At 40.9% G+C, this 15985-nt stretch carries 15 protein-coding genes; 8 read left to right on the forward strand and 7 right to left on the reverse strand.

Going from position 1 to position 15985, the window contains the following annotated elements:
- Positions 1-6: 6 nt before the first annotated feature.
- Both glgP and malQ read right to left on the reverse strand, forming a co-directional pair.
- A complete protein-coding gene (gene glgP / locus E7T07_RS01185) occupies positions 7-2274 on the reverse strand; it encodes a glycogen/starch/alpha-glucan family phosphorylase (RefSeq protein ID WP_135709103.1) in 2268 nt (755 codons plus the stop codon).
- Positions 2261-3784 (reverse strand): 4-alpha-glucanotransferase, encoded by a 1524-nt coding sequence (malQ, locus tag E7T07_RS01190; protein WP_135709104.1) that lies wholly within the window; start codon positions 3782-3784, stop codon positions 2261-2263. Before malQ ends, glgP begins: the two co-directional genes overlap by 14 nt.
- 195 nt (positions 3785-3979) lie before the next feature.
- On the opposite strand from malQ, the gene E7T07_RS01195 reads away from it, so the two are divergent.
- Together E7T07_RS01195 and E7T07_RS01200 are read left to right on the forward strand one after the other, a co-directional pair.
- Positions 3980-4696, forward strand: coding sequence for a GntR family transcriptional regulator (locus tag E7T07_RS01195; RefSeq protein WP_135709105.1), 717 nt, complete (start codon positions 3980-3982; stop codon positions 4694-4696).
- Between the two features lie 194 nt (positions 4697-4890).
- A complete protein-coding gene (locus E7T07_RS01200; protein WP_135709106.1) occupies positions 4891-6081 on the forward strand; it encodes an ATP-binding protein in 1191 nt (396 codons plus the stop codon).
- 125 nt (positions 6082-6206) lie between these two features.
- On the opposite strand, the gene folA is transcribed toward E7T07_RS01200, so the two are convergent.
- From folA to E7T07_RS01215, 3 genes are read right to left on the reverse strand one after another with little or no spacing between them, the layout of a single operon-like run.
- The gene (gene folA, locus E7T07_RS01205) at positions 6207-6701 is read right to left on the reverse strand and encodes a type 3 dihydrofolate reductase (RefSeq protein WP_135709107.1); all 495 of its coding nucleotides are present in this window, start codon (positions 6699-6701) and stop codon (positions 6207-6209) included.
- 20 nt (positions 6702-6721) lie between these two features.
- Positions 6722-7186, reverse strand: a complete 465-nt coding sequence (locus tag E7T07_RS01210; protein WP_135709108.1) for an Asuc_0715 family succinic acid exporter — start codon at positions 7184-7186, stop codon at positions 6722-6724.
- 1 nt (position 7187) lies between these two features.
- Positions 7188-7976 carry a threonine/serine exporter family protein gene (locus E7T07_RS01215; RefSeq protein WP_135709109.1) on the reverse strand — a complete coding sequence of 263 codons (789 nt, stop codon included), beginning with the start codon at positions 7974-7976 and terminating at the stop codon, positions 7188-7190.
- Between the two features lie 137 nt (positions 7977-8113).
- On the opposite strand from E7T07_RS01215, the gene proB reads away from it, so the two are divergent.
- Together proB and bioB are read left to right on the forward strand one after the other, a co-directional pair.
- Positions 8114-9220, forward strand: coding sequence for a glutamate 5-kinase (gene proB, locus E7T07_RS01220; protein WP_135709110.1), 1107 nt, complete (start codon positions 8114-8116; stop codon positions 9218-9220).
- Between the two features lie 97 nt (positions 9221-9317).
- Positions 9318-10328, forward strand: coding sequence for a biotin synthase BioB (gene bioB, locus E7T07_RS01225; protein ID WP_135709111.1), 1011 nt, complete (start codon positions 9318-9320; stop codon positions 10326-10328).
- A gap of 196 nt (positions 10329-10524) precedes the next feature.
- Here bioB and bamJ read toward each other — a convergent pair whose 3' ends face one another.
- Both bamJ and asd read right to left on the reverse strand, forming a co-directional pair.
- Complete coding sequence (gene bamJ / locus E7T07_RS01230) at positions 10525-11151, reverse strand: BamJ family beta-barrel-assembly machinery protein (protein WP_135709112.1); 627 nt, start codon at positions 11149-11151, stop codon at positions 10525-10527.
- A gap of 20 nt (positions 11152-11171) precedes the next feature.
- On the reverse strand, positions 11172-12056 hold the full coding sequence (gene asd / locus E7T07_RS01235) for an archaetidylserine decarboxylase (RefSeq protein WP_135709113.1): 885 nt from the start codon (positions 12054-12056) through the stop codon (positions 11172-11174).
- A 71-nt stretch (positions 12057-12127) separates the two neighbouring features.
- Between asd and bioA the strand changes: the two genes are divergently transcribed.
- From bioA to bioC, 4 genes are read left to right on the forward strand one after another with little or no spacing between them, the layout of a single operon-like run.
- Positions 12128-13417, forward strand: a complete 1290-nt coding sequence (bioA, locus tag E7T07_RS01240) for an adenosylmethionine--8-amino-7-oxononanoate transaminase (RefSeq protein WP_135709114.1) — start codon at positions 12128-12130, stop codon at positions 13415-13417.
- Positions 13407-14573: an 8-amino-7-oxononanoate synthase gene (bioF, locus tag E7T07_RS01245; protein ID WP_135709115.1), complete on the forward strand. Its 1167-nt coding sequence runs from the start codon at positions 13407-13409 to the stop codon at positions 14571-14573. The genes bioA and bioF overlap by 11 nt, the downstream gene beginning before the upstream one ends.
- On the forward strand, positions 14570-15238 hold the full coding sequence (locus tag E7T07_RS01250) for a DUF452 family protein (protein WP_135709116.1): 669 nt from the start codon (positions 14570-14572) through the stop codon (positions 15236-15238). Before bioF ends, E7T07_RS01250 begins: the two co-directional genes overlap by 4 nt.
- Positions 15235-15984, forward strand: coding sequence for a malonyl-ACP O-methyltransferase BioC (gene bioC, locus E7T07_RS01255; RefSeq protein WP_135709117.1), 750 nt, complete (start codon positions 15235-15237; stop codon positions 15982-15984). Before E7T07_RS01250 ends, bioC begins: the two co-directional genes overlap by 4 nt.
- Position 15985 lies beyond the last annotated feature (1 nt).

Genomic DNA, 15985 nt, shown 5'->3' on the forward strand with positions numbered 1-15985 from the left:
TCCCCCTTAGCCCTCACAATGCCAAATATCTGCATTATATTGCGCGATAGTGCGGTCTGAAGAGAAGAAACCTGCTTTCGCAATGTTGCAAATCACTTTTTGGTTCCAACTATCTTGGTCTTCGTAATCTGCCAAGATTTGCTCTTTTGTCTCTACATAATCATTGAAATCAATCAAGGTCATAAACCAGTCTTTATTCAATAACTCATTGTAAAGACGCTCTAAGCGCGTTTGATTACCCAATTTGACCAACGCAGGATCTAGGATAAAATCCACCGCTCTTTTGATGTTGTTGTCGTTGGTGTAGTAGTCTTTTGACACATAACCTGCGGTTTCGTAAAGTTTGATGATGTGATCAGCATCTTTACCGAAAGTATAAATATTTTCCGCACCGGCAAGCTCGGCAATTTCTACGTTCGCGCCATCCATTGTGCCAAGCGTTAAGGCACCGTTGAGCATAAATTTCATATTACCGGTACCCGAAGCTTCTTTTGAAGCAAGTGAAATTTGCTCAGAAATATCCGTTGCAGGAATAAGTTTTTCTGCCACGCTCACATTATAGTTTTCCACTAAATGCACATTTAAATATTGATTGACTTCAGGATCATTGTTAATCAATTCAGATAAACAAAGAATTAAGTGGATAATATCTTGTGCAATAATATAAGCCGGTGCTGCTTTACCACCAAAAATGACCGTAATTTTACGTTTTGGTAATTTACCCGCTTTAATTTCAAGGTATTTATGAATCACATAAAGTGCATTCATTTGTTGACGTTTATATTCGTGGAAACGTTTAATTTGCGTATCAATAATTGAATTTTCGTCTAACTCAATACCTTTATTTTCTTTCAGGTATGTTTTTAACGCCAATTTATTTTGGGATTTAATTTCCGCTAATTTTTGATGGACTTTTTTGTCATCTTTAAATGCTAACAATTTTTCTAATTGCGTTGCATCTTGCAAATAACCATTACCGATTAATTCTTTAATGTAAGCGGCTAATGGTTGGTTAGCGAATTCTAACCAACGGCGGAATGTAATCCCATTGGTTTTATTATTAAATTTCTCAGGATAAATTTCGTAAAAAGCTTTTAATTCTGAGTTTTTCAAAATTTCAGTATGTAATGCCGCTACGCCATTCACCGCATTTGAGAAGTGAATATCCATATGCGCCATATGTACGCGATCTTGCTCATCAATGATTTGTACTGCCGGATTGCTGTATTTAGCACGCACTAATTGATCTAATTGTTTAATGACAACCACTAAGTGCGGTACAACTTCATCTAAATAAGCAAGTGGCCATTTTTCAAGGGCTTCCGCAAGAATGGTGTGGTTGGTGTAACCGACCATATTGCGAACGATATCTACCGCTTCTTCAAATTTAATACCGTGTTTTTCCGTTAATAAACGGATTAACTCAGGGATGACCATTGATGGATGGGTATCGTTAATTTGAACGTACGCGTAATCCGCCAAATCATGTAAATTACTACCGCGCTCAATCGCTTCATCAATCAATAATTGTGCCGCATTCGACACCATGAAGTATTGTTGATAAATACGTAATAATTCACCGTTTTTAGTTGAATCATCCGGGTAAAGGAATAGAGTTAAGTTCTCTTCGATTTTAGTTTCATCGAACTCAATCCCTTCTTTGATTAAATTATAATTTAACCCTTTAATATCAAATAAATTTAAATAATTTTTAGTGTCTTTTTGATAACCTAAAATATCAATGCGATCTAATTTTGATTTTAAGGTGAAGTTTTTAAACGGCACTTCATAGCTAATCTCTGTTGGAATTAACCAAGCATCTTGTTCAATCCAGAAGTTTGCTTCTGTGTGTTGTTCATTGCGTTTGAATACTTGTTTGAATAAACCACAGTGATAATTTAACCCCACACCTTCTGCGTTTAAACCAAGGGTTGACATTGAATCAATAAAACAAGAAGCTAAACGACCTAACCCGCCATTACCTAAAGAAGGTTCAGGTTCAATATCTTCAATATGGCTTAATGATTTGCCCGCTTCCGCTAATTCATTTTTAATTTCTTCATATAAGCCTAAATTGATTAAGTTATTCGATAATAATTTACCAATCAAAAACTCGGCAGAAATATAATAAACTTTACGTTTACCGTTATTTTTTGCTTTGTTTGCGGCAATTTCTTTTACGAAATTTAATAATTGAACATAAATTTCTTTATCGCTTAATTCTGCTAAGGTTTTGTTCGTGTTATTTTTTACAAAAGAATTAAATTGTGTCATTTTGAGTTCCTTGTTTATTTTTTCGTTGATATAACGAAGTCATTTGAGTTAAGAAATCTTTTTTATCTTGGGTTAAATCGCTTTCCAGCATACGCCATTCCCAATTACCGCCAATGGTAGACGGCATGTTCATTCTTGAGCTCTTTGGCAAATCCAAGAGATCTTGCATGGTGACAATTGCCGTATTGCTCACGGTGGCAAACAGTTGGCGAATCATTGCTTGGCTGAGTGATTCCTTTTCACCACGATGGGTATAATCGTTGATGTATTGCTGTTGCTCCGCATTTAAATCCGCATACCAACCATTCAACACATCGTTATCATGTGTGCCGATGTAAGTAATGGAATGTGGAATGTTGTAATGTGGGCTATCGAAGCTTTCGCCTGTCACATCTTCAAAACCAAACTGCAGAATTTTCATACCGGGATAGCCACAGTCAGATAAGAGTTTTCTCGCTTTATCATCAATATTGCCTAAATCTTCCGCAATAATCGGTAAATCGCCTAATTGCTGTTTCACCGCTTCAAACAACGCATAGCCCGGACCCGGTTGCCAGCTTCCGTCTTTTGCCACAATCGCATCACCGTCCACTTGCCAGTAATCAGAGAAACCTTTGAAATGGTCGATTCGCAATACATCATAAATTTTAAAGCTCTCTTCAATACGATGAATCCACCAGCTATAACCTTGTTTTTTATGCTCCGCCCAATCATAAAGCGGGTTGCCCCAAAGTTGTCCTGTTTCGCTAAATTGATCCGCCGGTACGCCTGCTACAAAAAGCGGTTTACGTGTTGCGTCTAATTGGAAAAGTTCCGGTTTTGTCCAAACTTCTACGCTATCCGCCGCCACATAAATCGGCATATCGCCAATAATTTGAATCTTGCGTTGGTTCGCATAAGCCTTTAATGCCAACCATTGTTGGAAGAAAAAGTATTGGGTGACTTTGAAGTATTGGATGGTATCTGCCAGCATTGCACGATATTTTTCAAGGGTTTTCTCATCGCGAGCAACGGCTTTTTTATCATCCCATTCTTGAATGGCTTTATTGTCAAAATGCTCTTTAATCGCCATAAATTCCGCATAATCATCTAACCAAGTGCGGTTATTTTTCTCGAAGTTTTTATAATCCGCTTGGTATGCCGCATTTTTAACGAAATTTTTAACCGCACTTTCTAATATAGGACGGCGAGCATAAAAGATACGTTCATAATCAATTTTGGCAGGGTCATCACCAAAATTAACATTCACGTAATCTTCCGCTTTCAACAGACCTTGTTTGGCTAATAAATCAAAATCAATTAAGTGCGTGTTGCCGGCAACGGCAGAAAAAGATTGGTAAGGGGAATCCCCATAGCTTGTGGTGGTTAATGGCAAGATTTGCCAATAAGTTTGCTTTGTTTCCACTAAAAAATCCACGAAATCGTACGCAGATTGCCCGAAAGAACCAATACCATAAGGGTTTGGTAATGAAGTGATGTGCATTAAAACACCGCTTGACCGAGTGAACATAACATTGCCTTTATAAAGTAAAAAACGCGGCTAATTTAAACCTAAATTTTCCTTTCTGCAACAACTTTTACGTAAAAGATGAAATTTAATCGTAAAAATATGACGTAGATCACAAAAATTTACGTATAAGTTGTGAAATTTATGTTATTCTATGCGTCAAGGAATTAAAAAATGAGCAAAGGGAATGGGTAGGAAATGAGCAAATATAAGAAAGTTTATAACGATATCAAAAATAAAATTCGCAGCGGTATTTTAGGCGCAAATCAAGAATTAGCCAGCGAAGGCGAATTGATGCAAGAATATGGTTTTTCCAAAGATACCATCCGCAAGGCATTGTTTTTATTGGAAATGGATGGTTATATTCAAAAGCAACAAGGTCGAAATTCCATTGTGTTAGCGAGAGATCTAACCAAACCGCAAATGCTTTCGGAAATCAAAACCGTAGGGGAATTAAACCGCGGTTTAACCCATCAAGTAAAAACGACACTCACGAGCTTGTATATTGTGCAAGGTGAGCCGGAATTGATGCGCATCTTTAACGTAAATGATCAGATTGATTTTTATCGTATAGGTCGTACGCGTGCCATTAACGGCGAAAATGTGGAATACGAAATTTCTTATTTCGACCGCCGCATCGTGCCTTTTATCAGCCGCGATATTGCCGAACATTCAATTTATCATTATTTAGAAAGTGAATTAGGCTTGAAAATCAGCCATTCACAGCGTGAAATCAGCTTCCGCTATGCCAATGACGAAGAGAAAAACACTATGGATTTAGGGGAATATGAGATGGTGGTCAATGTCACCAGCACCACCTATTTATCCGATGGAAGCCTGTTCCAATACGGCAGCATCAGCTACCGCCCCGATAAAATCACCTTTGCGTCAACGGCAAAACGGCACGTAGAGTAGGGTTGATATGAACTTATCCGTATAAGTTTACAAAAGATTATTAAGGGTGGCATCGCTCATTTATTAGAGCGATAAATCTCATAGAATTGGAAGCCAATTTCCATTTTTATGAATTATTTAAACAATTGGAAGTTTATTTCCAATTTATGTATAATTTATAAAAACAGGAGCTTTACTTCCAATTAGGTGATCTTATGATTTTGCGTGAAAACTATCTACAAGAACTCATTCAATTTAAAGATACAGACTTTATCAAAGTGATTACAGGCGTTCGCCGCTCTGGAAAATCGGTATTGCTGATGCAGTATCGTGATTATCTACAAAATCAAGGCATTGCCCCTGAAAATATTATTTATCTCAATCTTGAAGGTTTTGAATATCAAGGGGTCAAAAATGCTGACGATTTCCAATTGTTGATTCAAGAAAAACTGCCTGATTCTCAAAATAAAATTTACTTTCTGATTGATGAAATCCAATTTGTGGAAGGCTGGCAGAAAATCATCAATGCAATTCGAGTGAGTTTTAATGCGGATATTGTAATTACGGGTTCAAACGCTAATTTACTTTCGGGAGAGTTGGCTACCTTGCTCAGTGGGCGATATGTTGAAATTAAGCTTTATCCACTCTCTTTCAAAGAGTTTTTGCTTGCTAAAAATGTGGAGAGTCATTCTCGAATGGTAGATAAGTTATATCAGGAATATGAACAATACGGCGGTTTCCCAAGCATTGTGATGTCAGCGGAACCGCTAAAAGACACCATTCTTTCAGGCATTTTTGATTCCATTGTATTGAATGACATTGCACATCGAGCAGGGGTAAAAGATACGCATATATTAAAAAGTGTCATTTTATTTTTAGCCGATAATGTGGGGCAATTGGTCAATCCGACAAAAATCAGTAATACACTCACATCCGAACGAGTGCCCACTTCTAACCATACTATCAGTAAGTATTTGGATTTATTAGAAAATGCCTTCTTATTTTATAAAGCGAAACAATATGATATTCGTGGCAAAGGCTATTTAAAAACCAATGCGAAATATTTTATTGTAGATAATGGTTTAAGACGGCACGCCATTGGTAAAAAAGGGGCAAATTACGCTAACCGCTTAGAAAATATTGTGTCTATCGAACTGCTACGCCGTGGCTATACGGTTGATGTGGGTAAATTAGACAGCAAAGAAATTGACTTTATTGCTCGCAAAGCCGATGAAATTTTGTATGTGCAAGTGGCATATGAAATCCCAGATAATACCCACGAAACGGATAATTTGTTACATATTAAAGATAACTACAAAAAAATTCTGATCACAGGCAGATATTACGATCAAAACGAAATTGATGGCGTGCAAGTGAAATATATTGTGGATTGGTTGTTGGAATAGGGGATAAATGGCTATTCAATCCTACCTAGCACGGTTTGACCCTATCCCCACTTTGCAACTCATTGATAGAAATTTGCACCTTAACTAGTTGGTTGTTTAGTTTAACTTTTAAGGTGCAGCACCACTCACCCTAGGTTATTTTTTCTCACCAAAATCAAAAATCGCAGATCATAGGCGTTGTTTTCATCGGCGGGGCGATATGCTTCGTATTCGATTTGCCATTCATCCCAATTTAAGGTAGGAAAAAAGGTGTCGCCTTCGATTTCGGCTTGAATTTGGGTGAGATATAATTTATCTGCTTGTGGCAAATATTGTTTGAATAATTCGCCGCCGCCGATAAGTAAAATTTCTTCTGAATCTTTCACCAAATCCACCGCACTTTCAAGGCTGTCTTTCCAAATCACACCATTGTGTTCAAAAGGTTTGCGTGATAGCACAATGTTAATGCGTTTTGGTAACGGGCGACCAATGCTTTCAAAGGTTTTTCGTCCCATAATGACCGGTTTTCCGGTGGTGTTTTGGCGAAACCAAGCTAAATCGGCAGGCAAATGCCAAGGCATTTGGTTGTCTTTGCCAATGACGTTGTTGAGGGTTGTGGCGACAATTAAGCTGAATGTCATAAGAATCCTTTTTTATGTGGTTATACGACCGGTTTTTGGCGATAGAATAACAGACGCGGCAACGCAAGTCCAAATACTAATGCCCCCAGTAAAAAAGCGGTTTTGACAAAATTATCCATCATTTGCTGGAATAATTCATGAGATGAACCGTAATAGTTAATTTGTACGACCGCAATCATTGCTTTATAGGCGTAAATCCCCGGGATCATTGGAATAATGGCGGCAACGGTAAAGACTTTGGGATGAGCCAAATAACGTTGCGCAATTTGAACACCGATAAAGCCCACCAAGGCGGAGGCTAAGAATGTGGCGAGAACAAGGGATGTGCCGAAGTGTAGCAAAGCGGTGCGAAAACTATGCCCAACTGCCCCGAGAATTGCGCAGTAAATTAAGGCGCGTGGGGGGACGTTAAAAATTAAGGCGAAGCCTACGGCTGGGATTGCGGCGAAAAACATATCGTCCAACAGAATGAGAAATAGCTCCATTTTAGTTTCCCCATTGTGAAATATTCAGTAGATTGAGAGCGAATACAATGCCCATACAAGCCCCAAAGGTAAGAATGGTGGCAAGCGTCCAGCGCGCGATGCCCATATTGAGATAACCTTTCAGCATATCCGCTAAGGAATTGACCAGTGGAAATCCCGGTACCAGCAATAATACACTGGAAGCGAGCGCGATTTGTGGTTGGTTGCCTAAATTGAATTTGAGCGCAAGCCCTGAAATTAACGTGGCAACAAAGGCGGTAATGGCGAAGACAATTAATGGATTAAAATGGCGATGGATAAATTCTTGACGGATAAACATCCCAATGGCGGAAGCGATAAAGGTCATGGCAAAAATGATCCAATCGCCACCGGATAAATGAGCAAAGCACGCGCAGGATAACCCAATCATAAAGACCACAAGCCAGCGATTATATTTAAAGGGTTTAATATTTTCTAACTTTTGGCGTACCAATTGCGTGTCATAAATATGATGTTCCGCCGCAATGATAATATGTTGCACTTCCGTGATCACGTGCATATTTAACCCTTTGTCGGACACATTGCGGGATGTGGTTAGGCAATGCCCTTTAATGCGTGTGGTGACAATAACCGCATTTGGCGTTAGCGCACATTCTACGCTGTCCATGCCCAAGGCAATCCCGAGTCGTATGGTCATTTGCGCTACCTGCGCGCTTTCTAAACCATGTTGCAGTTGTAATGTAGCAACCTGTACACACAGGCGCGTGACTTCCCGTTGTTCGGGGCTGGCGACCAATAAACTTTCTGTCATTTTGTCTCTCCCAAATTTGTACTGTTTGGCATTATATGCCTATTTAGTGGCAGTACAAAGTGCGGTCAGATTTTTCGTGATTTTTGCTGAGTTTAGTGCTAATTTATTCAAAATTTTTTAATTTAGGTCAATATTTTATGAAAAATATGCAAAAAACGATTGTAGTGAAATTTGGCACCAGCACCTTAACGCAAGGAACGCCAAAATTAAACCGTGCTCATATGGTTTCTATCGTGAAGCAAATCACAGAGTTACACAATGCGGGTTTTCGTGTAGTAATCGTGACTTCAGGGGCAATGGCAGCGGGGCGCGATTATTTAGGACATCCACAATTACCGCCAACCATCGCGTCTAAACAAATGCTCGCCGCTGTGGGACAAAGCCAGCTAATTCAAACGTGGGAAAGTTTATTTGATATTTATGATATTCGCATTGGGCAAATTTTGTTAACGCGCGCGGATATTGAAGATCGCGAGCGTTTTCTTAATGCCAGAGATACCTTGCACGCGTTGTTGGATAACCGTATTATTCCGGTGATTAACGAAAATGACGCGGTAGCAACGGCGGAAATTAAAGTGGGCGATAACGATAATTTGTCTGCGTTAGCGGCTATTTTAGTGCAAGCGGATCAACTTTATTTGCTCACGGATCAACAGGGCTTATTTGATAGCGATCCACGTAAAAATCCTGATGCCAAACTGATTCCCGTGGTTGAACAAATTACCGATCATATTCGTTCTATTGCGGGCGGTAGCGGAACCACGTTAGGAACAGGCGGCATGTTCACAAAAATTACCGCAGCCGATGTCGCAACCCGTTCGGGGGTGGAAACCATTATTGCCCCGGGAAATCAGCCGAATGTGATTGTGGATTTGGCCTATGGTCAAGCCATTGGCACCAAATTCACCGCGCAAACGGATCCCTTAGAAAGCCGTAAGCAATGGTTATTTGCCGCTCCAGCTGCCGGTGTTGTAGTGATTGATGACGGCGCAGAAAGTGCGGTGTTAATTCAGCACAAATCTTTATTACCGGCAGGGATTGTGGCGGTTGAAGGGCGTTTTTCTCGTGGCGAAGTGGTTAAAATTCGCACCCAAAGTGGAAAAGACATTGCGCTAGGGATGCCGCGTTATAATAGCGATGCCTTAGCGCAAATCAAAGGCAAAAAATCCACGGAAATTGAGCGTATATTAGGGTACGAATACGGCTCGGTGGCGGTGCATCGGGACGATATGATCGTAAGATAATCGCTAAAAGTGACATCAGATGAGTGGATGCCTAAATTTAAAATAGTCGCCGGCATCGATATAATGCCGGCACTTAATATTGAGAAAGGAAAGTTTTATGACGCACTATCATTTGCACTTAAAGGCAAAAGAAGAACTAACGCCCCATGCTACGGTGCAATATTGGCGAAAATGCCAAGTTGAAGAATTATTTAATATGCCTTTTATGGATTTAGTTTTTAAGGCAGCACAGGTACATCGTGAGAATTTTAATCCCAATGAAATCCAACTTTCCACCTTGCTTTCGATAAAAACAGGCGGCTGTCCGGAAGAATGTGATTATTGCCCACAATCGGCGCGCCATGATACCGGTGTGCAAAAGCAAGCGATTTTGGATGTGGATTATATTGTAGAAAAAGCCAAAATCGCGAAAGCGCGCGGCGCAAGTCGTTTTTGTATGGGCGCGGCATGGCGTGGGCCAAAACCAAAGGATATGGTATTGCTTTCTAACATTATTAAAGCCGTCAAAGAGCAAGGGCTTGAGACTTGCGGTACCTTTGGCATGTTGGAAGAAGGCATGGCTGAGGATTTAAAAGAAGCCGGGTTGGATTATTATAACCATAATTTAGACACCGCCCCTGAACGTTACAATCAAATCATTCACACGCGTTCCCATGATGATCGTATGGACACTTTAGGCAAAGTGCGCGATGCGGGGCTTAAAATTTGTTGTGGTGGTATTGTGGGGATGAATGAAACACGAGCCGAGCGCGCGGCGTTTATTGCGAGCTTGGCAAATCTTAGCCCACAACCTGAAAGTGTGCCGATTAATCAATTGGTCAAAGTGGAACATACCCCGTTAGCGGAAGCAGAAGAGCTGGATTGGACCGAATTTGTTCGCACCATCGCGGTAGCGCGTATTACGATGCCGCAAAGTTATGTGCGTCTTTCTGCAGGGCGCACGGATATGCCTGAAGCTATGCAAGCCTTGTGTTTTATGGCGGGCGCAAATTCTATTTTCTATGGGGACAAATTACTGACCACAGAAAACCCTGAACAAGATCATGATCGCGCTTTAATGGAAAAATTAAATTTATATCCATTGGCAGTGACGGAAGCGCAGGGATAACGGTTTATTATTTGGCAGGAGTTGTACAAGACGGTCGTTGAGCCTATTGAAACGAAAGTCTTGTGCGGAAAACGCTGAAATTCCTTATGGTTCGACAAGCTCACCAACCGTCATTTCAGCTTTGTGCAGTTACTACATTATACTGCTTACATGAAAAAGCGCGGTCAAATTAACCGCGCTTTGTTGTTTCTTGAAATTAAAGAATATCTAATAATTCCACTTCAAACACTAATACGCTGAACGGTGGGATTGATGCGCCCGCACCACGTTCGCCGTAAGCCAAGTTGTGTGGAATGGTTAAACGCCATTTTGAACCTACCGGCATTAATTGTAAGGCTTCTGTCCAACCCGCGATAACGCCGCTTACAGGGAATTCCGCAGGTACGCCACGAGCCACTGAGCTATCAAATGTTGTGCCGTTGGTTAAGGTTCCTGTGTAATGTACACGAACGCTGTCTGAACGCGTTGGTTTTGCACCGTTGCCTTCCACTAACACTTCATATTGAAGACCCGATTCGGTGACATTGACGCCATCTTTTTTCGCATTTTCTACTAAGAAAGCACGACCTTCTTCTTCAATGGCTTTGAATTGTGCTTGTGCCGCTTCTTGTGCTTCTTGTTGTAACTGTTGTAACGCTGCGCTCACTTCGCTTAATTCAAGCGCAGGCGGATTTTGATTTAAAACATCATAAATCCCTTTAGCAACAGCTTCCGCAGAGACTTTTAAACCGCTGTCGGCAAGCTGTTGACCAATTTGCAGACCAACACCGTAGCCGCCTTTTTCACCTGTGGTTTCTAATTTTACTGAATCAAAAATTGACATGTTTTTTCCTTTTTTGTGAGTTATTTTTTATGCGCTAACACTTCGCCAACACGGGTGACGGTGTCAACATCAAGATTGTCGGCAAGTTTCACTTGATTCGCTTGGAACAAGTTAATCACTGTGGATCCCAATAAAAACGCGCCCATTTCTTGACCTTTGGTCAGCGTTACTGCGTTGTCATTGTAATCCCACGTTTTGATTTCATTCGGACGCGGTGGGTTAATCACGCCGGCCCAAACAGTGCTAATACTTGCGGTAATAGTTGCGCCCACTAAAATTTGGATCATTTTTCCAAATTCCGTCTCAAATACGCAAATTACACGTTCGTTACGCGCTAAGAGATTCGGTACGTGTTCGTTTAAAAACGGATTGACCGAAAATAAATCCCCAGGCACGTAAATCATTTTGCGTAATGTTGCATCGCAAGGCATATGCACGCGATGATAATCGCGCGGTGATAAATAAGTGGTGGCAAAGGTGCCATTTTTAAAGTCCGCAGTTAATGCTTCATCACCGGCTAATAAATCGCGTAAGCTAAAACTATGACCTTTCGCTTGCAACATAGTCTCGTCTGAAATGTCGCCGCATTGGCTAATTTTTCCATCCGCCGGCAAGCAAAGTGCGGTGGGATTTTCATCAATTTTACGCGCCCCTTCTTTTAATTGGCGGATAAAAAATTCGTTAAAGGTCGCGTAGTCGCTGAAATTTTCTTTTGCAGCTTCGGACATATTAATGCCATATTTTTTAGCGAAAAGTTTGATGATGAAATGAGTGACGATACCCCATTTTTGTTTGGCTAACCAACCTGCACCTTGGGTCAGGTATTTTTGTGGCATCACATATTGAAAGGCGATTTTTACGCGCTGCCAATAGGTTAAATTAAGCGTTTTTTCTAATAGATTCATCGAAAAGAGCCCTAGTCTTTATGTTAGAATGAAAGGCGATTATAACGATTTATTTACGTAGTGCAATTATTATGAATGAACAACAACTTTTGACCTTTGATCATCAGCATCTCTGGCATCCTTATTCAGCGATTTATTCCACTATGCCGATGTATGCTGTTGAACGTGCAGGTGGGGTGATGATTACCTTAAAAAACGGTCAACGTTTAATTGATGGCATGTCATCTTGGTGGGCCGCGTTGCATGGCTATAATCATCCACGGTTAAATGCGGCAGCCACGGAACAATTAGCGAAAATGAGCCATATTATGTTTGGTGGCTTTACTCATGAACCGGCGGTGAAATTAGGCAAAAAATTGACCGCGCTTTTACCGCCGGAACTCAATAAAATTTTCTTCGCAGATAGCGGCTCTGTGGCAGTGGAAGTGGCCATGAAAATGGCCGTGCAATATCAATATGCTTCGGGTAAACCGACACGCGCTAAATTTGCCACGATTCGTTCCGGGTATCATGGTGATACTTGGCATGCGATGTCCGTTTGTGATCCTGAAACAGGGATGCATAATTTATTTAACCGCAGTTTGCCGGTGCAATATTTCTTGCCACAACCCTCGGTCAAGTTTGATCAACCTTGGGATGATGAAGCGATTAAACCACTAGAAGATTTGTTGGCGGAAAAACATCAGGAAATCGCGGCCTTGATTTTAGAACCCATTGTCCAAGGGGCAGGGGGCATGTATTTTTATTCGCCGCATTATTTAGTCAAAGCACAGCAATTGTGCAAACAATATGGTATTTTGTTGATTTTTGATGAAATTGCCACAGGTTTTGGGCGAACCGGCAAGATGTTTGCCTTTGAGCACGCCGGCGTGATTCCCGATATTATTTGTTTAGGAAAAGCATTAACGGGGGGATACTTGACTTTATCTGCCACCGTTACTCAACATCATATTGCGGAAACCATTTGCAACAGCGAAGCAAAATGTTTTATGCACGGTCCAACCTTTATGGCGAATCCACTGGCTTGTGCGATTGCAGCAGAAAGTTTAACATTGCTATTGGAAAGCCCTTGGCAGACTCGTGTAGCTCAAATTGAACAACAACTCAAACAGGAATTACAAGAAGCAATACATTTAAGTGCGGTGAAAGAAGTCCGTGTTTTGGGGGCGATTGGGGTGATTGAAATGCATGAACCTGTCAATCTTGCCACATTACAACCGCGTTTTGTAAAACAAGGGATTTGGGTCAGACCATTTGGACGATTGGTTTATATTATGCCACCATTCATCATTGAACCGGCACAATTACATCAGCTCACACAAGGGTTGATTAATGGCATTAAGGAAGAATATGGCACTTAATTTTTTTACGCAAACCTTAGAACAGCTTAAACAAGCAGGGCAGTTACGGCAATTACCACAATTAGAACATCAAGGTAAATGGATTGTTCGTGCGGGTAGAAAAATGCTGAATATGTCATCGAATGATTATTTAGGCTTGGCAAGTGATGAGAGATTGCGTGGGCAATTTTTACAAAAATATCAAGAAAATTTACCGCACTTTACTTCTTCCTCTTCTCGTTTATTAACCGGCTCTTTTCCTATTTATGATGAGTTTGAGCAATTACTTGCGCAGCGGTTTCAGCGACAAGCCGCTTTGCTTTTTAATAGTGGTTATCACGCCAATATTGGGATTTTACCGGCGATAACAGATAAAAAAACGCTGATTATTGCGGATAAACTCGTTCATGCCAGTTTGATTGATGGTATTCGTTTAAGCGAGGCAAAATATATCCGCTATCGTCATAATGATATGGCACATTTAGCTGATCTTTTGACTAAAAATCATCAGGATTTTGATCGAATCATCATTGTAACCGAAAGCATTTTTAGTATGGATGGTGATTATGCGGACTTAGTTCAGTTGGTGGCATTTAAGCAAGAATTTGAAAATGTCTTGTTGTATGTAGATGAAGCGCATGCCATTGGTGCTTGTGGTAAAACAGGATTGGGTTTAGCAGAAGAATTAGGTTGTATTCAACATATTGATTTTTTAGTGGGAACCTTTGGCAAGGCGTTAGCTTCTCAAGGGGCTTACGTGGTTTGCGACCAAGTGGTGCGTGATTATTTAGTGAATAAAATGCGTCCACTGATTTTTTCCACGGCACTGGCACCATTTAATGTGGCTTGGACGCATTTCCTTTTTGAACAATTGCCGTCTTTTGCTGCGCGCCGCCAACATCTTAATCAATTAAGTGAGCAATTACGTGAGCAATTAGCTCAAATGATGCCATCAACTATGCCGAGCCAAAGCTATATTGTGCCTTATATTTTAGGGGATAATCATCGTACGCTCAGTGTGGCGCAACATCTACAACAGCAAGGCTATTACTGTTTACCAATTCGTCCCCCTACAGTACCGAAAGGAACATCACGCATTCGTTTATCACTCACTGCTGATATGAAGGAAACTGAATTGGCCCAATTTTTGGATTGCCTACGCAAGGGAATAAAATGAAAACACATTTAATCATGCCTCAGTCAACACCGGCAACACATTTGCTTGTTTATTTTGCAGGTTGGGGAACACCAATCTCTGCGGTGTCGCATTTGACCTTGCCTGAAGATTATGATTTATTGATTTGTTATGATTACCAAGATCTTCAGTTGGATTTTGATTTTTCAACCTATGATCAAATCCGCTTGGTGGCTTGGTCAATGGGCGTTTGGGTAGCGAATCAAGTGATGTCAGCGATTCCATTGGTTTCCGCCGTGGCGATTAATGGCACAGGCTTACCTTGCCACGATCAATTTGGTATTCCTTGCGACATCTTTGAAGGCACATTAGCGGGTTTAAATGAAGAAAATAGAATCAAATTTGAACGCCGAATGTGTGGCGATAAGCAAACCTTTGCCTATTACCAATCCTTGCCCGAGCAACGTGATTTGCAGGAAATTCACGCAGAATTGACCGCACTTTATGACATGATTAAGGTCAAATCTTCTCAATCTATTCAATGGACAAGGGCTTGGATTGCCGAACAAGATCGCATTTTTCCGATGACAAATCAACTTGCTTATTGGCAGTCAATTTCTGTGAATACGCAATTGGTTAAGGGCGCGCATTATTGGTTTTTATCATGCTCTCATTGGGCGGATTTATGGGAGTGTGACGCGAAATGATGAGTAAAACGCAAATACAAAAGTGTTTTACGCAGGCACACGCCGTTTACGATCAGCAAGCGTTGGCGCAGCAAGAAATTATTCGCCGGCTCACCGCACTTTTGGCAACACAGGGACGACACTTTGATTATTGCCTTGAAATTGGGTGCGGGAGCGGTCAATTGACGCGAGCGTTGGCGCAGCATTTTTCTATTCAGCGTTGGGATTTGAATGATTTATGTGAGCCACATCAGGCATTATCCCAAATTTTACAGCACAAACCCTTTCGATTTATGCAAGGGGACGCGGAACAACTTTGTTTACCGCAACAATATGATTTAATTGCTACGGCTTCTACGATGCAATGGTTTGAACATAAGCCGCAATTTTTAGCGCGTTGTGCGGCGCATTTATTGCCGAATGGGTTGCTGTTATTCAGCACTTTTGCACCAGAGAATTTATTTGAAATTAAGCAGTTAACCCAAATTGGGTTAGATTATCCTGAATTGTGGCAATGGCGGCAATGGTTGGAAGATGACTTTGAAATATTGCATCTATCAAGCGATAAGATCATATTGGAATTTGATAGCCCGAAAGCGGTTTTGTTACACCTTAAGCAAACAGGCGTAACCGCCACCCATCAAAGCATGTGGACGAAGAAGAAATTACAAGATTTTTATCAAAATTATGAAAAAAATTACCGCACTTCATCGGGCAAAGTGCGGTTAACTTATGCGCCGATTTTAGGTTTAGCCAAGAGAAAATAAC

It is taken from the genome of Actinobacillus porcinus (assembly GCF_901764995.1).
Taxonomy (GTDB): domain Bacteria; phylum Pseudomonadota; class Gammaproteobacteria; order Enterobacterales; family Pasteurellaceae; genus Exercitatus; species Exercitatus porcinus.